At 71.0% G+C, this 20,994-nt stretch carries 13 protein-coding genes; 6 read left to right on the top strand and 7 right to left on the bottom strand.

Going from position 1 to position 20,994, the window contains the following annotated elements; all coding sequences use genetic code 11:
• Window positions 1-12: 12 nt before the first annotated feature.
• The 7 genes from QA861_RS44925 to QA861_RS44895 form a co-directional block, all read right to left on the bottom strand.
• Entirely contained in the window at window positions 13-5,064 is a 5,052-nt protein-coding gene (locus QA861_RS44925; protein ID WP_334594720.1) for a non-ribosomal peptide synthetase, read from the bottom strand.
• The gene (locus QA861_RS44920) at window positions 5,061-5,291 is read right to left on the bottom strand and encodes an MbtH family protein (RefSeq protein WP_334594719.1); all 231 of its coding nucleotides are present in this window, start codon (window positions 5,289-5,291) and stop codon (window positions 5,061-5,063) included. The genes QA861_RS44925 and QA861_RS44920 overlap by 4 nt, the downstream gene beginning before the upstream one ends.
• A gap of 17 nt (window positions 5,292-5,308) precedes the next feature.
• Entirely contained in the window at window positions 5,309-9,292 is a 3,984-nt protein-coding gene (locus QA861_RS44915; RefSeq protein ID WP_334594718.1) for a non-ribosomal peptide synthetase, read from the bottom strand.
• A gap of 64 nt (window positions 9,293-9,356) precedes the next feature.
• Entirely contained in the window at window positions 9,357-10,706 is a 1,350-nt protein-coding gene (locus tag QA861_RS44910; RefSeq protein WP_334594717.1) for a condensation domain-containing protein, read from the bottom strand.
• 16 nt (window positions 10,707-10,722) lie between these two features.
• The gene (locus tag QA861_RS44905) at window positions 10,723-11,535 is read right to left on the bottom strand and encodes an ABC transporter permease (RefSeq protein WP_334594716.1); all 813 of its coding nucleotides are present in this window, start codon (window positions 11,533-11,535) and stop codon (window positions 10,723-10,725) included.
• A complete protein-coding gene (locus tag QA861_RS44900) occupies window positions 11,496-12,296 on the bottom strand; it encodes an ABC transporter permease (protein WP_334594715.1) in 801 nt (266 codons plus the stop codon). Before QA861_RS44900 ends, QA861_RS44905 begins: the two co-directional genes overlap by 40 nt.
• Window positions 12,293-13,264, bottom strand: coding sequence for an ABC transporter ATP-binding protein (locus QA861_RS44895; protein WP_334594714.1), 972 nt, complete (start codon window positions 13,262-13,264; stop codon window positions 12,293-12,295). The genes QA861_RS44900 and QA861_RS44895 overlap by 4 nt, the downstream gene beginning before the upstream one ends.
• A gap of 515 nt (window positions 13,265-13,779) precedes the next feature.
• Here QA861_RS44895 and QA861_RS44890 point away from each other — a divergent pair.
• From QA861_RS44890 to QA861_RS44865, 6 genes are all read left to right on the top strand, one after another.
• Entirely contained in the window at window positions 13,780-14,589 is an 810-nt protein-coding gene (locus QA861_RS44890; protein WP_334594713.1) for an isocitrate lyase/phosphoenolpyruvate mutase family protein, read from the top strand.
• 45 nt (window positions 14,590-14,634) lie between these two features.
• Complete coding sequence (gene sbnA / locus QA861_RS44885; RefSeq protein WP_334594712.1) at window positions 14,635-15,657, top strand: 2,3-diaminopropionate biosynthesis protein SbnA; 1,023 nt, start codon at window positions 14,635-14,637, stop codon at window positions 15,655-15,657.
• Window positions 15,654-16,832, top strand: a complete 1,179-nt coding sequence (locus QA861_RS44880) for a nucleotidyltransferase domain-containing protein (protein WP_334594711.1) — start codon at window positions 15,654-15,656, stop codon at window positions 16,830-16,832. Before sbnA ends, QA861_RS44880 begins: the two co-directional genes overlap by 4 nt.
• A 173-nt stretch (window positions 16,833-17,005) precedes the next feature.
• On the top strand, window positions 17,006-18,259 hold the full coding sequence (gene aepY / locus QA861_RS44875) for a phosphonopyruvate decarboxylase (protein WP_334594710.1): 1,254 nt from the start codon (window positions 17,006-17,008) through the stop codon (window positions 18,257-18,259).
• Window positions 18,260-18,336: 77 nt separating this feature from the next.
• Window positions 18,337-20,010 carry an Sden_1168 family B12-binding radical SAM P-methyltransferase gene (locus QA861_RS44870; RefSeq protein WP_334594709.1) on the top strand — a complete coding sequence of 558 codons (1,674 nt, stop codon included), beginning with the start codon at window positions 18,337-18,339 and terminating at the stop codon, window positions 20,008-20,010.
• A gap of 125 nt (window positions 20,011-20,135) precedes the next feature.
• Entirely contained in the window at window positions 20,136-20,960 is an 825-nt protein-coding gene (locus QA861_RS44865) for an Sden_1164 family protein (protein ID WP_334594708.1), read from the top strand.
• Window positions 20,961-20,994: the final 34 nt, after the last annotated feature.

Genomic DNA, 20,994 nt, shown 5'->3' with positions numbered 1-20,994 from the left:
ATGAGGCCGCCGTCACTGGGCGTCCCGGCCGGCGGGAGCCGGACGCATCGGACGCAGTGCGGGGCGTGTGGTGGTGGGGGTGGTGGTGAGGTGGTGGCTGATGTCGTGGACGGTGGGGTGTTCGAAGAGGTCGCGGATGGTGAGGTGGTGGCCGAGTTGGGTGCGGATGCGGCTGATGAGGCGGGTGGCGAGGAGGGAGTGGCCGCCGTGGTCGAAGAAGTTGTCGTGGGTGCCGATGTGGGGGAGGCCGAGGGTGTCGGCGAAGAGGTGGCAGAGGGTTTTCTGGTGGGGGGTGGTGGGTGTGTCGGTGGTGGTGGGGTTGTGGTGGGGGGCGGGGAGTGCGCGTCGGTCGACTTTGCCGTTGGTGGTGAGGGGGAGGGTGTCGAGGACGACGATGTGGGCGGGGATCATGTAGTCGGGGAGGGTTTGGGTGGTGTGGCGTCGGATGGTGGTGGGGTCGAGGTGGTGTCCGGTGCGGGGGACGGTGTAGGCGACGAGGCGTTTGTCGCCGGGGCGGTCTTCGCGGACGAGGGCCACGGCTTGGGCGACGCCGGGGGTGCGGGCGATGACGGTTTCGATTTCGCCGAGTTCGATGCGGAAGCCGCGGAGTTTGACCTGGAAGTCGGCGCGGCCGAGGAATTCGAGGTTGCCGTCGGGGTGTTGGCGTACGAGGTCGCCGGTGCGGTACATGCGGGTGCCGGGTGGTCCGTAGGGGTCGGCGACGAAGCGCTGGGCGGTGAGACCGGGACGGTTCACATAACCCCGGGCCACCTGGTCACCGGCTATGTACAGCTCGCCCGGCACACCCACCGGCACCGGGTTCAGCCCTTCGTCGAGCACGTACGCGCGGGTGTTCCAGATGGGCGGTCCGATGGGAGGTGCGGCCGGGGAGCCGAACGCGGCATCGGGCACCGTCCACGCCGTGACCACATGGGTCTCGGTCGGTCCGTAGTAGTTGTGCAGCCTGCGCCCTGACCCCGGGGCACAGAAACCGCCCAGCGCCGAGTGGAGCGTCAGAGCCTCGCCCGCCTGCGCGATGTCCACCAGATGAGGCAGGGCCAGCCCCAGCCGGGTCGCGGCCTCGGCCACCGCGTCGACCACCGGTGTGGGGGCGAACAGCTCGTTGACACGGTGCCGGTCCAGCCACCTGACCAGTTCCTCGGTGTCCTTGCGGGTGTCGTCCAGTGGGACGGCCAGCGTCTTGCCCATGGTGAAGGCCGAAAAGAGCTCGTGGGCGGCGGCGTCGAAGCTCAGCGACGCGAACTGGGCCGTGACCGTGCCCGGCCCGCCCTCCATGGCCCGGTGGTGCCAGGCCATGAGATTGACCAGGGCCCCCGAGGGCAGGACCACCCCCTTCGGGCGGCCCGTCGAGCCGGAGGTGTAGATCACGTACACCGGATGCGCGGGCAGCAGCGGCGTCGTGCGTTCCTTGTCGGGCACGTCCGTGTCAGGCAGGGCGGCTGCCTCCCGGGCGGTGGCGTCCGAGTCCAGCACCACCGTCGCCGTACCGTCGGGCACCTGTGCGCTCAGCGCGCCGGTGGTCACCACGCAGACGGGACCGGCGTCCTCCAGCAGGTAGGCGATCCGGTCCGCCGGGTGTGCGGTGTCCACCGGCAGATAGGCAGCGCCCGTCTTCACCACCGCGAGCAGGGCCACCACCAGTTCGGCCGAGCGCGGTGCGAACAGCGCCACCGTCCGTTCGGGGCCCGCCCCCCGGCGCATCAGGAGACGGGCGAACCGGTTGGCCCGGGCGTTGAGTTCCGCGTAGGTCAGCCGCTGGTCCTCGTGCACGACGGCCGTCGCCCCGGGGGTACGCGCCACCTGGGCCTCGATCATCGCGGGCAGGGAGAGTCCGGGCACCTCGTGGTCCGTCGCGTTGCAGTCCACGATCAGCCGGCGGCGCTCCGCCGCGGAGAGGAGCGGCAGGGTGCTGACGGGCGCGTCCGGCGCGCGCAGTACCCCATGCACCAGCCTCAGTAGACAGTCGTTCATCCGCTCCACCGTGGCCGCGTCGAACAGGTCGGTCGCGTACTCCACGGTGATCTCGATCCCGTCGCCGGAACCGTCGGCGGCGGCCTTCTCCACCAGGCTGTACGACAGGTCGAACTGGGCAGTGCCCAGGGCGGCGGGGCGCTCGTCCACATCCAGGCCCCGTAGCCGGAAGGGCAGCCGCTCGTTGTTCTGCGCCACCAGGAGCACCTGGAAGAAGGGGTGCCTGGCCAGCGAGCGTCCCGGGCGCAGCCGCTCGACCAGCGTCTCGAACGGCAGGTCCTGATGGCCGAGGGCGTCGAGGTCCCGGTCGCGCACCCGCTCCAGCAGGTCGGTGAAGCCGGGATCGCCGGAGGTGTCGGTGCGCAGCACCAGCGTGTTGACGAAGAAGCCGACCAGGTCCTCCAGCCCCTCGTCGGAGCGCCCCGCGACCGGCGTGCCGATCGGGATGTCCGTGCCCGCGCCCAGCCGGGTGAGCAGGACTGCGAGGAGGGACTGGACAGCCATGAACACCGTCGCTCCCGACGCGCGCGCCAGTCGCTGGAGCGCCCGGTGCTCCGCCGCGTCGACCCGCACCACCACCGATCCGCCCGCGTAGGAGGAACGGGCCGGCCTCGGCCGGTCGTACGGCAGCCGGAGCTCCTCCGGCAGGCCGCTCAGCTCCTTGTCCCAGTAAGCCAGTTGCTGCGCGGCCAGACTCTCCGGGTCGTCCGGGTCGCCCAGCAGCTCGCGCTGCCACCGCGTGTAGTCGGCGTACTGCACGGGCAGCGCCCCGTCCGCGTCGCGCCCCGCGCCGCGTCCCGACGCTTCGTAGGCGTTCTGCAGGTCGCGGGCGAGTGGGGCCATCGACCATCCGTCGCACGCGATGTGGTGCACGACGACGGCCAGCAGATGCTCCTGCGGCTGTGTCCTGAACAGCCGTGCGCGCAGCGGCGGTTCCTGGGCGAGGTCGAAGCCCCGGCACAGGAACTCCCGCAGCGGCGCCTCCAGGCGGTCGGCGGCGCCAGCCTCCACCACGCTCAGCGCGGGCACCGTGTCCGCGACGGGCAGCACCTCCTGCCAGGGCTCCCCGTCCACCTCCCGGAAGACGGTGCGCAGACTCTCGTGGCGGGCCACGAGGTCTGCCAGGGCGGCCCGCAGCCGGTCCTGGTCCAGCGGTCCGCGCAGCCGCAGCACCAACGGCATGTGATACGCCGCGCCCGTCTCCTCCAGCCGGTCGAGGAACCACAGCCGCCGCTGACCGTACGACAACGGCACCCGCGCGGGACGCGGCGCCGCCAGCAGTGCGGGGCGTGTGGTGGGGGTGGTGGTGGTGAGGTGGTGGCTGATGTCGTGGACGGTGGGGTGTTCGAAGAGGTCGCGGATGGTGAGGTGGTGGCCGAGTTGGGTGCGGATGCGGCTGATGAGGCGGGTGGCGAGGAGGGAGTGGCCGCCGTGGTCGAAGAAGTTGTCGTGGGTGCCGATGTGGGGGAGGCCGAGGGTGTCGGCGAAGAGGTGGCAGAGGGTTTTCTGGTGGGGGGTGGTGGGTGTGTCGGTGGTGGTGGGGTTGTGGTGGGGGGCGGGGAGTGCGCGTCGGTCGACTTTGCCGTTGGTGGTGAGGGGGAGGGTGTCGAGGACGACGATGTGGGCGGGGACCATGTAGTCGGGGAGGGTTTGGGTGGTGTGGCGTCGGATGGTGGTGGGGTCGAGGTGGTGTCCGGTGCGGGGGACGGTGTAGGCGACGAGTCGTTTGTCGCCGGGGCGGTCTTCGCGGACGAGGGCCACGGCTTGGGCGACGCCGGGGGTGCGGGCGATGACGGTTTCGATTTCGCCGAGTTCGATGCGGAAGCCGCGGAGTTTGACCTGGAAGTCGGCGCGGCCGAGGAATTCGAGGTTGCCGTCGGGGTGTTGGCGTACGAGGTCGCCGGTGCGGTACATGCGGGTGCCGGGTGGTCCGTAGGGGTCGGCGACGAAGCGCTGGGCGGTGAGACCGGGACGGTTCACATAACCCCGGGCCACCCCGGCGCCCCCGATGTACAGCTCGCCCTCCTCGCCGACGGCCACCGGCCGCAGCGCGTGGTCCAGCACCTGGGTCCGGGTCCGGTCGACGGGCACTCCGATCGGCGGGCGGTCCGTGTGCCTGCCGGGCTCCAGTGTCACCGCGGTCGACCAGACGGTGGTCTCGGTGGGGCCGTAGACGTTGGTGACCTCTGCGGCCCGGTCGCACAGCTCGGCGGCGAGCCCGGCCGGCAGGGCCTCGCCCCCGACCAGGACGCGCACCCCTGACAGGTCGACGGTCTCCTCCACGAGCGCCTGCCACAGCGCTGGCGTCGCCTGCATCGCGGTGATACCGCGCCGCCCCACCAGCCGGGCGAGTCGGGTGGGCTCCCGCTCCTCCTCCGTGGCCAGCACCAGACGGGCACCGCTGAGCAGCGGGACGAACAGTTCCAGCGCGGCGATGTCGAATCCGACGGTGGTGACGGCGAGGAAGCGGTCTTGTGGTCCGAGCCCCAGCCGTTTCCCGAAGGAACTGAGCAGGTTGAGCAGGTTGCCGTAGGTCACCGCGACGCCCTTGGGCGTGCCTGTCGAGCCCGAGGTGTACAGCGTGTAGGCCAGGTCCAGCGGATGCGGGGGACGGGCCTGCGGCAGGCCCCGGGCGGGCTCCGGCTCCGGCGGTTCGCTGCTGCCGGACTCGTCGAGCAGCACGAGATCCGGGCCCAGTTCCCCGTCGGCACCCGGTACGGCGGTGCCGGAGGATGCCAGCAGCAGGGCGGGCGCGGCGTCGCGCAGGATGAGGGCGTTGCGCCGGGCGGGGTGTGCGGGGTCGACGGGGACGTACGGCACCCCCGCCTTCACCGCGGCGAGGAGGGCGGCCACCAGCAGGGGCGAGCGCCGCAGCCCGATGGCCACAGGGCGCTCGGGTGCCGCGCCGCGCGCCAGCAGCAGCCGTGCGAGGCGGTCCGACTCCGTGTCGAGCCGCGCGTACGTCAGCAGCTCGCCCGCGCACTCCACCGCGACCGCGTCGGGCCACAACCGCGCCCCCCGCGTGAACAGTTCGCCGAGGGTGACCGCCTCGCGGTCGGCGGACGGGTTCACGCCTCGCCCCGCGGACCGTTCGCGTCCATGGCCGAGGCCAGGCTCCTCGGCCGCATGTCCGTCCAGTGCGTCTCCACCCAGGCCACGCACTCCTCGTGCGTGGCATCGCTCAGCACGGCGCTCCAGCCGTCCGGCACGGCCGCGGCGGCCGGCCACAGCGAGTGCTGGCCCTCGTCGTTGACGAGGACGTGGAACGGGGCGCCGGAATCGTCGAAGGGGTTGCCCATGGAAGTTCCTCCTGTGGTCATTTCCGTGCGGAGCCGGGTGCGGTGAGGATCCGCGACAGCAGGCTGCCGATGTCGGCGACCGCCCTGCCGAGCATCTCGTAGTGGCCGCAGTCGGCGTCCAGGACCGTGATCCGCCCGCCGACGTACGGATCCCAGCCGAGACCGGGCCCGATGTCCCGGGGCGTGCCGTCATGGGCGGCTACCAGGACGAGATCGCCGTCGAACCGGCCGGGCACGAACTCGTTCATGAGGCGGATGTTGTTGACCGCCACCTCCACCGCCGCGCGCACCTCGCGCGGACCGGCGTGGCTGAGCGGCGGGAAGCTCTCGCGCAGCTGTGCGACGAGCGCGTCGTCGACGCCGTCCTGCGCGGCGGACAGCGAGGGAGCGCCGTCGAAGAAGCCGCGCAGCGCCTCCGTCTGCGGCTCCTCGGCCGAGGCGTGGGCCCGGGCGGCTTCCTCCTCGGTCACGGGACGGCCGTCCAGCACCACCAGCAGGTCCACCGCCTCGTCCGCGGCCCGCAGTGCGGTCGCGACGGCGTGTGCCACCAGCCCGCCGAAGGACCAGCCGAACAGGTGGTAGGGGCCCGACGGCTGGATCTGCCGGATCTGCCGCACGTAGTCGTCGGCCATCTCCCCGACGCTCGCGGGCAGCACGGCGGCCCTGTCCTCCCCGCCCAGCCCCCTGGCCTGGAGGGCGTACACGGGCCGGTCGGTGTCCAAGTGCTCCAGCAGCCGGAAGTAGCACCAGCCGAACCCGGTCCCGGGGTGGACGAAGAACAGCGGCAGGCCGGTGCCGTGCGGACGCAGCGGCAGCAGCGCGGCCGAACCGTCCGGCGTCCCGGGCCCGCGGTCCGCCCGGCGGGCCAGCGCGGCTGCCGTCGGATGCCGGAAGACGGCCTGGACCGGGAGCTCCGTCCCGAGCACCCGGCGCAGCCGCCGGGCCAGCCGGATGGCGAGCATCGAGGTGCCGCCCGCGCGGAAGAAGTCGTCGTCGACGCTGATGCCGTCGGTGCCCAGCAGTTCGCGGAAAACCTCCAGCACCGCCCGTTCCCGGTCATTGCCCGGTCCGCGGCCCCGGCCGGCGCGCGGCGCGGGCGGTGGCGGGAGGGCCGCCCGATCGAGCTTGCCGTTGGCGGTGAGCGGGAAGCGGTCCACGACCACGATGTCCGAGGGCAGCATGTACGCCGGCAGCCGTTCCGCGAGGTGCTCGCGCAGCTGTTCCGGCTGCGGGCCGGCCGGCGTCGCCCCGTCGCCCGAGGCCCCGCGCACTGGGGTCACATAGGCGACCAGCCGCCGTTCGCCGCCGTCGGAGCGCACCAGGGCACAGGCGGAGCCGACCGCGGTCCCTGCGGCCAGTACGCTCTCCACCTCGCCGAGTTCCAGACGCTGGCCGTGCAGTTTGACCTGGGTGTCCTCGCGCCCCAGATACTCCAGGGAGCCGTCCGCACGCCACCGGGCGACGTCGCCGGTACGGTACATACGGGTCCCGGGCGGACCGAACGGGTCAGCGACGAACCGGGAGGCCGTCAGCGCCCCGCGGCCCAGGTAGCCCGTCGCCAGCTGGACGCCCGCGAGGTACAGCTCGCCCGGCAGACCGGGGGGACACGGCCGCAGCGTCTCGTCCAGGACGTAGGTCCTCGTGTTGTACACCGGCTTGCCGATCGGGACAGGGCCGCTCTCGCCGGCGCGGCACGGATGCCAGGTCACGTCGACGGCGGCCTCGGTCGGCCCGTACAGGTTCTCCAGGGACGTGCCCGGCAGCAGCCGGTGGAAGGTGTCCGCGGTCTCCCGTGGGAGTGCCTCGCCGCTGCAGAAGACGCGGCGCAGTCCGGTGCAGGACGCCGCCTCCGGTTCGGCGAGGAAGTGGTCCAGCATCGAGGGAACGAAGTGCGCGACGGTGACGCCGTCGTTCCGCACGGTGGCGATCAGGCGTGCCGGGTCCCGTTGTTCGCCCGGCGCGGCCACCACCAGCACGGCGCCCTCCCGCAGCGGCCAGAACAGCTCCCACACGGACACGTCGAAGCCGCTGGGGGTCTTGTGCAGGACGCGGTCCGCGGCTGTGAGCGGGAAGGTGTCCTGCATCCAGCGCAGCCGGTTGTCGATGGCCGCGTGCGAGACGACGACGCCCTTCGGCAGCCCGGTGGAGCCGGAGGTGTAGATCACGTACGCGGGATCGCCGGAGCCGGCCCGACGGCGCCCCGCTCCGGGCACCTCCGGCGGCGCGGGCAGCGGCTCGTCGACGACCACGGCCGGCGGCCCCCCGCGCGGCAGCGCGGCCCGGGTCGCGCGGTCGGTCAGCACGCAGGGGGACGCCGCGTCGCGCAGCATGTGGGCCAGGCGCTCCACGGGGTGCTCGGGGTCCAGCGGGAGGTAGGCGCTCCCCGTCTTGAGGACGGCCAGCACCGCGACGACGAACTCGGCCGACCGGGGCAGCGCCAGCGCCACCACCGTGCCGGGCCCCGCCCCGGCGCCGTCGAGGTAGGCAGCCAGACGGTCGGCCCGGTCGTGGAGTTCGGCGTAGGTGAGGGTGCGCGGACCGTCGACGACCGCCGGCGCGTCCGGGGTGCGCCTGGCCTGGGCCGAGAGTGCCTCGGGCAGGGCCGTCACCGGCAGCGCGCGCTCCGTCGCGTTCCACTCCGTCACCACCAGGCGGTACTCCGCATCGGTGAGCAGGCCGATCTCGCTCACCCGCAGCGACGGGTCCGCGGTGACCGCCTCCAGCACGGTGAGCAGCCGCACCACGATGGACTCGGCGGTGGAGGCGTCGAACAGGTCGGAGGCGTACTCCAGGTGGCCGTCGATGCCCTGCGGTCCGCCCCGCAGATGCTCCACGAGCTGGAAGGTCAGGTCGGTCTTCGCGGTCGGCAGCGGGGCCAGCGGACGCACCGCGGCCCGCACCTCGCCGAAGTCCGGCTCCGCGGGCGCGTCGCTCTCGAAGCTCACCATCACCTGGAACAGCGGGTTGTGCGCGAGTGAGCGGACCGGGTTGACGGCCTCGACCACCAGGTCGAACGGCAGGTCCTGGTGGGCGAAGGCGTCCAGGTCGGACTCCCGCACGCGCCGCAGCACCTCGGCGAAGTCCGGATCGCCCGAGAGATCGGTGCGCAGCACCACCGAGTTGACGAAGAAGCCGACGAGGTCGTTCAGCGCCTCCTCCACCCGCCCCGAGACGGCGGAGCCGACCGCGATGTCGGTGCCCGCCCCCAGCCGGGTCAACAGTACGCACAGGGCGGCGTGCACCACCATGAACGAGGTGCACCGGTGCGCGCGGGCCAGCTCCGTCACCCCGTGGTGCAGCTTGGTGTCACAGTGGAAGGGGACGCTGGCGCCCCGGCGCCCGGCCACCGTCCGGCGGGCCCGGTCCACGGGCAGCGGCAGCGGTCCGGACAGACCGGACAGGGTCCGCCTCCAGAAGGCGCTCTGCACGGCGTGCGTGCTGCCGGGGTCCTGCGGATCGCCCAGCAGTTCGCGCTGCCACAGGGTGAAGTCCGCGTACTGGACCGGCAGTTGCTCCCAGGGCGGCGCGGTGCCTTGCTCGGCCCGGAACCGGTAGGCCGCGGACAGGTCGCGCAGCAGGGTGTCCACCGACCAGCCGTCCATCGCGGTGTGGTGGACGACCAGCAGCAGGACGTGGTCGTCGGGACCGGTCTCGAACAGGGTCGCGCGCAGCGGGAGTTCGGCCTCGCCGATCGCGATCGGCACGGCGGCAGCCGCCGCCAGCTTCTCGTCCAGGTGGTCCGGGCCGCACGCGACGACCGCCAACCCCGGGTGCCCGGCACCGGCGTCGAGGACGTCCTGGTACGGCTCGTCGTCCGCCTCGCGGAAGACGGTCCGCAGCGGTTCGTGCCGTGCCACGATGTCGCCCAGCGCGCTCCGCAGCGCCGTGACGCGCAGGGGCCCGCGCAGCCGCAGGGCGAGGGGCAGAAGATACGTCGCCCCGGCTCCCTCGACACGTTCGAGGAACCACAGCCGTCGTTGGGCGAAGGAGAGGGGCAGCATACTGGCCTCCTGATCAGCGGGGCGCATCAGAGACGTACGGGGCGTTCCACCGCGTGCCGGGGGTTCAGTCCGCGGACCGGCCGTCCAGGGCCGCGCGGCACCGCCGGACCAGCGCGGCCGTGCTGCCCGAGGGCTCTGCCGCCATCCGGTGAAGTTCCTCGTCGAACCAGGTCAGCAGGGCGTCGAGCCGGTCGGCGGACACCAGAGCGGGGTCGGCCCGTACGACGACCGGCATGTCGGGCCCGCCGAGCACCTTGACGTCGAACCGGGGGCCGATCTGGCGGTGGGGGCGGGTCCGTTCGACGCGGCCAGCCCGGTCCGCGCCGGGGACGGGTGCGGACCGGGCGACGTCGTGGGCGAGGAAGTTGTAGAAGTGGTCGTATCCCGGCGCCCTGCCGCGGTCGCCGCGCACCAGGGCCTCGACCGCGTCGATGTCGTACGAGCCGAAGCGGTACGCCTTGAGCGCGGTGCGCTGCACGCGGCGGACCCAGTCGTCGAAGGAGCCGGGTGCGGTGCCGGTGTCGAGCAGCATCGGCGCGTACTGGTTCATGGAGCTGACCACAGTGTGCCAGGGCGGCCCGAACCGGTTGCTGGACTGGAGCGTCATGACAACCCGCGCGCTCTCCTCCAGCACGGCGACAGCCAGGGAGGCGAGTGCCAGCAGGACGTCGTGGGGTGCCAGCCCGCGTTCCTGGGCGACCACGGCCAGTGCCGCGCGGGCGCGGGGCGACCGCAGGACCGCCTCGATGCGTCCGGGTCTGCCGCCCGCGTCGTCGGGCACCGGGAAGGCGTCCGGGGGGAGCGTGGCCAGCAGGTCCTGCCAGTGACGCAGCACACCGTCACCGCGGGCCCGGCCGGCGGCGGACCGCTGCGCCAGGGCGAGTGCCCGGGGCTGTGGCGGCTCCTCCTCCAGCCAGCGGCTGCCCTCGGGACTGTTCCTGCCGGTCAGTGCCGTCAGTTCGGCGCGCAGCCGCCCCAGCGAGAATCCGTCGGCGACGATGTGGTCGGCGGTGATCACCGCGTGCGTCGGCTGTCCGCCGCTGGTCACCACGGCGAAGCGGCAGGCGTGCTCCCGGGCGCGGTCGATGCGGTCCCGGGCCAGTTCCCGTCCGGCCGCCGCGGCCTCCTCGACGGTGTGCACCTGCCGTTCGACGTGACCCACGACCGGGTCGCCGACCGCCTCGTCCACCAGCTGCACCGGCCCGTCGGTGGTGTCCGTGAACCGTGTGCGCAGTGACTCGTGGCGCCTGCGGAGCGCACCGAAGGCGGACACGACCCGGTCCTCGCTGCAGCCGGGCGGCAGCTCGACCGCTCCGGTCAGGTACGTCTCCGGCCACCGGGAGTGCGGCCAGTCGGTCATCACCCGCCACACCGAGAGCTGACCGAACGTGAGGGGGACGCCGTCCACCGTCATGGGGTTCTCTGCTCTCTCACACATCGTCGAGGGACGCGTTCGCGCGGCTGCCGCGCTCCAGCACCCGCAGCAGGTACAGGGCCAGCCCCACCAGCACGGCCGCTTTGAGCAGTTCCCAGCCCAGCAGCCCCGGCACCCCGTCGGCCCCGGACAGCACCCGGCGGGCGGCCTCGATCCCCTGTGACATCGGCATCGCGTGCCCGAGTGTGGCGAGCCAGCCGGGCAGCCAGGAGAAGGGGATGTTCACGCCGCACAGCAGCATCATCGAGTAGAGCACCACGTTGGCCAGGAACGTCGCTTCCCGGGTGCGCAGCCCGATCGCCCCCACGACCAGTCCGCAGGCGCTGCACGACAGGGCGGTGACCAGCAAGGTGAGGGCCAGCGGGGGCAGCGCGCCGGGGGCGATGTGCACCCATCCCAGCGCCGAGCCGAGGGCGAGCATGACCGCGGAGGTGAACGCGCCGGTCAGGACGGCCGGCAGGACCCGGCCGCCGAACATCACGGCACGGTTGGCCGGGGTGGCGAGCAGCGCGGTGAGCGTGCCGCCGTACCGCTCGCCCTGGATCGAGTGGGCGGGGGCGAACAGGCCGGCCATCGCGCAGGCGTGCAGAGCGTTGCCCACCACGTAGTAGTCGGGCGGATAGGCGCCGAGGTAGCGGCCCAGGTGCACCGCCCAGATCAGCTGGACGACGGGTACGCCGATCACGGTCGGGATGAACGCCGACGGCCGCAGCCAGCGGAACAGGGCGAGGTAGGAGCGCCAGCCCGCCACGAAGAACAGACGCCAGGTCACTGAAGAGCCAGCGTCCCGCTGGAGCGTGCCAGCCATTCGAACCTCCTCTGCAGCAGCAGGGTGACGGCGAGATAGCCACAGGTGAGCAGGAGACACATGCCGATCGCCGTCAACGGGTCGCCGCCGCCCACCGCCGCCCCGGTGAGCGCTTTGACACCCCAGGTGGGGGCCAGCAGGTACGACACGTTCTGCACGGGGTCCGGGAGCGAGGAGACGGGGACGAGCATGCCGCTGAGCATCCACACCGGGAACTCGAAGAAGTTGGCCAGCGACTGGGCCGTCGGATAGAGGATGAAGGCGGAGGCCATCAGCAGGCCCAGCATGCCGAGTGCCACCACCGTCACGGGTACCGCGGCCAGAAAGAGCAACGGGTGCTCCAGGTGGAGCGGCATGTCGAACAGGAGCGCGCTCCAAAAGAGCGTTATGAGTAGTCCGTAGATCCCCAGCGACGACGTCGCGAGCGCGAACGGCAGTGTCACCAGGAAGGTGGAGCGAGGACTGGCGACCAGGGGTTCCAGTAGCTGCATCAGCCGCAGCCGGGTGATGGCGTTGCCCGAACCCAGCAGCGTGGAGGACCACATGCCCATCAGCGCCGCGCTCAGGGCCACCGCCATCGGGGGGTCCTGCTTGCCGGAGCCGCGGAACATGTAGAAGGCCATCGAGGAAAGGATCAGAGGGAGCAGGACGGCGAGGAACACGTACAGCCGGGTGCGGACCAGCTGCCGGAGTTCGTAGCGCCACGCGCGCGCCAGGAAGCCGACGCTGCTGCCGAGCCCGGGTGGCCGCGCCGCCGTCACGGGCGGTCCTGCGAGATCAGGGACACATACGCGTCCTCCAGGGTCGGCTCGCGCTTGGAGACCTGAAGGACGGGCAGGCCGCCGAGTCCGGCCAGGACCGCGGCCGTGACGTCGGTCTCCTGGCCGCTGTGCACGTCCAGGATCTGGCTGCCGTCGCGCTCGGCCAGGCCGACCGAGCGGACACCGGGAAGCGCGCGCAGCCGTGCCACGTGCTCGTCGCCGGCCCCGCTGACCTGGACGGTGAGGACGACCTGACCGTCCGTCTGCTTCTTCAACGACTCCGGGGTGCCCTCGGCGATCTTGACCCCGTCGCGCATCACGGCGACCCGGTCGCACAGTTCGTCGGCCTCGAACATGTAGTGCGTCGTCAGCAGGACGCTCCGGCCGCCGCGCACCTGCTCGCGGATGAGCGCGCGCAACTCCCGGGCGCCGACCGGGTCGATGCCGTTGCTGGGCTCGTCCAGGATGACGACGTCCGGGTCGTGCAGCAGGCCGCGGGCGATGTGCAGCCGTTGCTTCATGCCGCGTGAGAACGATTCCACCCGCTTCCGTTCGTTCCCCAGCAGCCCCACCATGTCCAGCAGGTGGCTGATCCTGGGCTTCTGCTCCCGGTAGGGGATTCCGTACAGGTCGGCGAAGAGCAGCAGATTGTCGACGGCTGACAGCCGCGCGTACAGTCCCGCGTCGCCGCCGAGGATGACACCTGTCACCCGCCGCGCGGCCTGAGCCTCGCGCACGACGTCGTGTCCGAGGATGCGCGCCTGACCGGACGTGGGCAGCAGGACGGTCATCAGTATCTTCGCCGTGCTGGTTTTCCCCGCCCCATTCGGCCCGAGGAGACCTACCAACTCGCCGCGCTCGACGCTCAAAGAGAGTTTATCGAGGGCGTGTTTGACGCGGCCCTGCGGGCCCTTGAAAGTACGCGATAGGTCGTCTATCTGAATTGCGGGTGCAGTGCTTTTGCCCACTATGCGGACACCTCGCCCTCGAAACCGGATGACTCCCCCCAGAGCCCCGCCGCGCTGTGCGTTTGAGCTGTTCGAGGACTGACGGGATCGTAAGGCGTCCAACGGTCCAACATCAACGGCGCCAATCGGAATCGGCCGGAAAATGACGCCAGGTATGACCGTTATCGAGTGATTCCCTGGCCTTGGGTGCCGCTAAAACTGCCGCTCGCGGTCACCTTGTTGCCCGTTTTAATGTCATTTTCTAGTTTATTCCAGCGAGGGTGCGGAGGGGGCTGTAGGAGGAATCCGGTCAGTTGTTACCTTCTCTTGCTGTAGGAAAATTGAACGTCTACTGTTGGCGTGATCAAGGAATTGGCGAAGTTCTTTTCCACCCACAAGCACTTGAATTCTTTGCCGCTGCAGGCGGTTCCGTACGTGTGTTTACGCTCGTTCTTCAGCAATGTCGAAGGGTATTCACAATGCAGCGCACCAGTTTTCCGTCATTTCGATCCGTACTCACCGGCGCAAAGGACGGCGTGATCCGCGTGGCCGGCGCGCACAGCGCGCTGGGAGGGCTGCTGGCACAGGAAGCCGGATTCCAGGCGGTCTGGTCCTCCTCGCTGGAGGTGTCCTCGTCGCGGGGTCTGCCTGACGCCAGTCTGCTGAGCATGTCCGAGTACCTTCAGGCGGCTGCCCATACGCAGAGCGCGCTCACCATTCCGGTCGTCACCGACTGCGACACGGGTTACGGGGGCATCCTCAACGCGGCCCACATGATCCACGAGTTCGAGGCGGCCGGCCTCACCGCCGTGTGCATCGAGGACAAGCTCTTCCCCAAGCGGAACAGCTTCGCCGACGGCGGCCAGCACTTGGAGAGTGCCGAGGAGTTCGCCCGGAAGATAACCACCGCGAAGCGGGCCCAGTCCGGACCGGACATGTTCGTCATCGCCCGCACCGAGGCCATGATCAGCGGCCTCGGCGTGGAGGCCGCGCTGGAGCGCTGCCGCCGGTACGCGGACGCCGGAGCGGATGCTGTCCTCGTGCACTCCAAGCAGAAGACGCGCGACCAGATCGTCGGTTTCCTCGACGGGTGGGATTTCCGCTGCCCGGTCGTCATCGTGCCCACCACCTATCCGGACTGGCACATCGACGACATACAGAAAGCCGGCGTATCGGCAGTCATCTACGCGAATCACGGACTGCGTGCCACCGTCAGCGCGCTCCGCACCACCTATCGCTCGGTGTACACGAACGGCGACACCACGGCGGTCGAGGACTCCATCGCGTCCGTCCAGGACATCTTCGCCCTCCAGCGCTTCGACGCCTGGTGCGAGCTCGACGCATGAAACCGATCGCATACCGGGGGACGGCCGGGCGATGAGAGGCCGAAATTGACCATAATCTCCGCAGCCGACGAACTACTCGATACCGACATCTACCTCGACCTCGGCAAAGTGGTCGGTATCAACGTGATGCTCAAATGCGAAGGGTTCAACTTCGCGGGATCGGTCAAGCTGCGTACCGCGGTCTCCATGGTCACGGAGGGCATCCGCAGCGGGGTCATCACGGACACCACCACCTTGGTGGAGTCGTCGTCGGGCAATCTCGGCGTGGCGCTCAGCGTCGTGGCGGCGGCCCGGTCGCTGCGCTTCGTCTGCGTCACCGACCCCAAGTGCAGCCCCACCACCATGAAGCTCATGAAAGCCCTCGGCAGCGAGGTACAGGTGGTCGACGGCCCCGACCCGAGCGGCAGTTACCTCGCGGCACGCAAGCGCCGGGTGCGCGAACTCTGTGAACGGCACGACGACTTCGTCTGCCTCGACCAGTACGAGAACCCGGCGAACTGGCTGGCGCACTACGAGATCACCGCGCCGCTCATCGCCAAACAGTTCCCGGACCTGGACGTCCTGTTCGTCGGCGCGGGCACCGGCGGCACCCTCGCCGGCTGTTCGCGCTTCTTCCGGGAGAACTTCCGGCACGTGCGGATCGTCGCGGTCGACAGCGTCGGCTCGGTCAACTTCGGGATGCCCTCGGGACCCCGGTACATCCCCGGTCTGGGAGCCAGCGAGGCCATGCCCTTCGTCGTCGACGGACTCGCCCACGAAGTGGTGCGTGTGCCCGAGACGGAGACGATCCGCATGTGCCGGCGGCTCGCCCGCAGCGGTGTCCTCGCGGGCGGTTCCACCGGCACCGTGGTGAGCGGGGTGGAGCGCTGGTTCGCCCGGCAGGACGACGGACGGCCGCTCACGGCCGTGGCGATAGCCCCCGACCTGGGTGACCGCTACCTCGACACGCTGTACGACGACGACTGGGTGGCGGCCACCTACAGCCTCACCGCATCAGACACACACGAGGGCCCCCTGACGGGCCCGGCGACACCCGCCGGCCGGGCGGGCGAGGAGAGGCAGCGATGACACAGGAAGCAGTGCCGAACACGACGGGCAGTCTCCCGGAACCGCCGGAGGCGGCGGGGCTGCCGCCGTACGCCCGGCTGCTCCTGGTCCTGGCCCGGCTCCGTCCGGACGCCGACCAGGTGGCACTCGCGCGTTCCCTCGCCGGCCGCGACGACCTGGACTGGGGTGCGTTCCTCGACGCGGCGGCCCGGCACAAGCTGCTCCCGCTGGTCGGCCGCCATGTGCACACGTACCGTCTGGGGCGCCCCGCCGGGGATGCCAAAGGCTTTCCCTACCCCTGGCTCTTCGCCTCGGCCCACCTCGGCAACCGGCAGCGCAACCAGGCCCTCTCCGACGAGTTCGGCCTGGTGCTCAAGGAGCTGGCGGACGCGGGCGTCCCGTACGCGGTCCGCAAGGGGTTCTCGCTGGCCGAGGGGGTCTACCACGACGCCTCGGTACGGCGGATCAGCGACCTCGACCTGCTCGTCGACCGGTCCGACGCCCCGCTCGCCCACGAGGTTCTGGTCCGCCTGGGCTACCTCCAGGGCAACCTCGCCGCCGACGGCGACCGGATCGAACCCTTCAAACGGGAGACCCAACTCTTCTGGCGGTTGAACCTGAGCAACCAGCTGCCGTACCTCAAGGCAGGCAACCGGCCCGACGTGTCCGAGTACAACGTGGACCTGTGTCACGACATCTTCCAGCGCAAGTCCGGCAGCAGCGCGAGCGCCGCCGAACTGCTGCGGCGCCGGGTCCCGGTGGTCCTGTGCGGCACCGGCACCTGGGTGGCCGAACCGGTCGACGCGCTCCTGGACCTCTGCTCCCACCTGCACAAGGAAGCCACCAGCCTGCGGTTCATCGAGGACAGTGTGGACCTCCAGATCAGCAAGTTCCTCGACGTCAGCCTCTTCGCGGCGGACTTCGGCGACACCGAGTGGGACGACTTCACCGACCGCACCAAGCAGTACGACGCGGCGGGGATCGCCTACTACGCGCTCCATCACACCGAACTCCTCTACCCCGGGGCGATTCCGGCCCGGGTGCTCGACACCCTGCGGCCCGAGGACACCGGCTACCTCGACCAGTACGGCACCCTCGACGGCCTGACCGCCCGCTGGTCGCTGCCTTTCCTGGACCGGCTCTTCGACACCGGGCGCGGCCGGGACAGCGCGCAGTCCAACGTGCCGCACGCCTGAACCCCGGCTCTTCCCCCGACTCCCGGGAATCGGGGCTCCCAGACTCCCAGCCGTCCCGGCTTTCCGTTCCCGAGGCGCCCCGGCGCCCCGAGGACGATCCCGCGTACAGGCCGCCCGTGCGGCCCGACCGGCCGCCGCCCCGCGATCGCGGGCTCCAGAGAAAGGAACCGACCGTGGAGCCCTCCGCCCGCACGGCCCCACCGGACGCCGCCGCGACCGGGACCCCACCGGCCATTGACGACGCGAGGGACACGGACCGCCGGGGGCCGGTGGCCGCGGCCCCCCGCCCGGGACGCCCCGCCGGGGCGCTCGACGCCTCCGCGGTGGCCGACCTCTTCGTCCAGGCCGGCTTCGGGCCCTTCACCGGCGTGCCCTGCTCCTTCCTCGGGCCGCTCATCAGCGTCCTCGAAGCGGAGCACCCGGACGCCTACCTGGCCGCCGCCAACGAAGGAGAGGCCGTGGCTATCGCGGCCGGCTCCCGGCTGACCGGCCACAGCCCGGTCGTCATCCTCCAGAACTCGGGCCTCGGCAACGCGGTCAACCCGCTGACCTCGCTCTGCTACACGCTGCGCCTGCCCGTCCTGCTCCTGATCACCTGGCGGGGCGAGCCCGGGCACCAGGACGAGCCCCAGCACCAGCTGATGGGGGCCATCACCCCGGAACTGCTGACCTCGATGCGGATCAGCCATGAGGAGTTCCCCGTCACGGCGACGGAGGTGGGCCCGGCGCTCGCCAGGGCGGCCCTCCACATGGACCGCACCGGCCTGCCGTACGCCTTCCTCGTGCACAAGGGCGCCCTCGCGCCGTACGCACGGCCCCAGGGCGAAATCCCGGCCGCAGCAGCGCCGATGCTCCGGGCGGAGGCGATCAGGACCGTCGTCGACACGGCGGCGCCGGACACCCTGGTGGTGGCGACCACCGGCAAGACCGCACGCGAACTGGAGCGTGACCGGGACCGCGCCGCCAACCTCTACGTGGTCGGTTCCATGGGGTGCGCGTCGAGCATCGGCCTCGGCGTCGCGCTGGGCGCGCCAGAGCGGGACGTCATCGTCCTCGACGGCGACGGTGCGGCCCTCATGCGGCTGGAGGCCATGGCGACCATCGGGCGGCAGGCACCCGGACGCCTGCTCCACATCGTCCTCGACAACGAGAGTTACGAGTCGACAGGCGGCCAGGCCACCTTCTCGGCGGCCGTCGACTTCTGCGCGGTGGCCCTGGCCTGCGGCTACTCCACCGCGGCCGAGGTCGCCGACATCGCCGGCCTGCGCGCGTCGAGTGAGCGGGCGCGGGCGGCACCCGGTCCGCATCTCGTGCGCGTCCGCATCCGTCCCGGGTCCGATCCCTCCCTCGGCCGGCCCGCGCTCGCTCCGCCGGAGGTCGCGGCCAGATTCGCGGCCACCGTCGCGGGCCCGGACCGTACCCGGTGACGCCGCCGTCTTCCGCCGACGGCGGCCGTGGCCCGGTCCCGCCCGTATCCAGGGAACACCGACTGACAGGAGAGGCCGTGCCCGAGACGACGCCGGACCAGGACCTGCGGGTCAAGCAGAACAAGCTCGACGCGCAGCTCCCGCAGGACAGCCCGCTGCGCCTCTATCTGGCGGAGAAGGACGAGACGGCCCGGGTGCGCAAACCCCGGCCGGAATCGAGGATCGTCCAGGTGCGGGAGCCGCTGGGCCGCATCCCCCGCACGCTGCTGGTGATGCCGCCCATGTGCATGTACGAGGGCGCGGTCAAGCGCGTCGTCCCCCCGATCGGACTCTGCTACATCGCCGGGGCACTGGAGAAGGAGGGCATCGACGTCTCCGTACTGGACTGCATCGTCGAGGGGATCGACGAGGAGGTGCCGGTCGGCAAGGGCGTCTGGAACATGGGGATGTCGGAGGAACGATTCCGCGCCTACATCGCCGAGAACGAGTTCGACGTCGTCGGATTCACCATGATCTACTCCTCCGACCTCCAGAACCTCTACCGCTACGCGCAGCTCGTCAAGGAGGTCCGGCCGGAGACCACCGTGATCGCCGGCGGCCTGCACGCGAGCATCTACGCGCGCCGCTTCCTCCAGGACGCGGTGGCCGACGACGTGCCCTTCATCGACTACGTCCTGCGCGGCGAGGGCGAGATCCGGCTCGGGGACTTTCTGCGCAACCTCGCCGACGGCCGCGTCGACCTCAGCGCCGACGGGCTGGCGGGCCGGCACGAGGGGAAGGTCTTCGCGAATCCGCAGTTCGCCCGGGTCACGGACCTGGACGCGCTCCCCTTTCCCGCCTATCACAAGGTGCCGGTGGAGAAGTACTTCGCCCACAACGTGCCGTTCTCGCCCTACCCGCGCGGCAAGCGCGTCCTGCCCCTCTACACCTCGCGCGGCTGCCCTGTGGGGTGCACCTTCTGCGCCAGCACCAACTTCTCCAAGCAGTACATCGCGCGCTCCGTGGACAACGTGATCGCCGAGATCCAGCACTACAAGGACGCCTTCGGCGTGGACGAGGTCCAGTTCGCCGACGACAACCTCACCTTCGAGCGCAAGCGGGCCACCGAACTGTTCGAGAAGATGGTGCCTTTGGGGCTGCCCTGGTGCACGCCCAACGGCATCATGGTGAACACCCTCAGCGCGCCGCTCGTGGACCGCATGGTCGAATCGGGCCTCTACCAGATCACCCTCTCGCTCGACAGCGGCAACGCGGAGACGCTCAAGGAGCAGCATCGCAAGCCGGTCGACCTGACCAAGGTCCCCGACCTGATGGCCTACCTGTACGACCTGGGCGTGCTCATGCACGGAACCCTCGTCGTCGGCATGCCGGGGGAGACCGAGGCGCAGATCAAGGACGGCTTCGCCTTCGTGGAACAACTCCCCTTCCACTCGATCAACGTGTTCATCGCCGCCGCGATCCCCGGCTCCGAGCTGTTCGAGCAGGCTGTCAGCAACGGCGCGATCACCTACGAAGGGGCGCTGCACATCGACACCGCCCGCTCCACGCTCAGGCTCAGCAACATCGCGGCCGAGCGGCTGGAAGAGCTGGTCAGCGGCTTCCTGGAGCGCTATAACAGGGCCATCTACCAACGCGACCCGGAGGCGTGGGAGCGCAAGTACCGCGACCACAAGGACCGCATGTCGCGCATCTGCGTGGGATCCGCCTCGGCCATCACCTCGACCATCATCAGCGCGGGCGCGACCGGGTGACCCCCGCCCCCGGGGCACGTCCGCCGGGGCGGGCCGCGCCCCGGCGGCACACCCGGAACAGCACTGATCCGTACGCCGAACGCGTCCGGCCGCCCGGGCCGCGCGAGGGAGTGAAGGAAACCGTCATGCTGGAAAGCGCAGTCGTCCTCGCGGCCGGAGAGAACCGGCGCATGGGCACCTCGTCCGGGCCGAAGTCGTTGCTGCCGCTCGGCAGCGACGGCTCCGCGGGGCCCACGTTCCTCAGCCGGCACCTGGACCTGCTGCGCCGGGCAGGCGCCGAACGTGTCTTCCTCGTCGTCAGCCCGGCCAACCGCGCGGCGTTCGAGCCGTTCGCCGACGACGTGGTGGAACTGGTGGTGTGCGGCGACGGCCGCGAGCGCACCGGATCCAGCGTCAGCATGCTGGCCGGCCTGAGGGCCCTGCTGGCCTGGAGGCCGCACGGCTGCCGCACCGTGATCAGCGACGCCGACATCGTGTACGAGCAGGCGCTGCTCGACCACGTGTCGGCCGCACGCGGATCGCGGTTGTTCACCATCGAACGGACCAACGGCGACACCGAGGAGGTCCGGGTCTACGGCAGGTCTCCGGCCCAGCCGGTGCTCATCGGCAAGGGTCTCGCGAGCGGCATGACCAGCGGGCTGGACCTGCTCGGCGAAAGCCTCGGCCTCATCCTCCTCGACGCCGCCGAGGCGGTGTCGGTGGCCGAGCTGACGCGCTGGGCCGTCGGAGACCCGCCACGACAGCGCCCGTACGGGTACGGCGGGCGCCTGTCGGAGCACGAGGAGATGTGGCAGTACCTGTTCACCCTCGGCAGGCTCCAGGTCTCCCAGGTCTCCGGGGACCTGCTGTTCTCCGAGTGCGACTTCCCGGAGGACCACGTGTTCGTGCGTGAAGAGCTGTTTCCGGCGATCACGCGGCGGGACCGGAACGCCGTTGCCGCCACCCGCTGACCGGAAACGGTACGAGCCACGGCCGGCCGCGTCC

Source organism: Streptomyces sp. B21-083 (assembly GCF_036898825.1).
Lineage (GTDB): Bacteria > Actinomycetota > Actinomycetes > Streptomycetales > Streptomycetaceae > Streptomyces.
The sequence above is the reverse complement of the archived record's forward strand: the minus strand, read 5'-3'. Positions and strand labels throughout refer to the sequence as shown.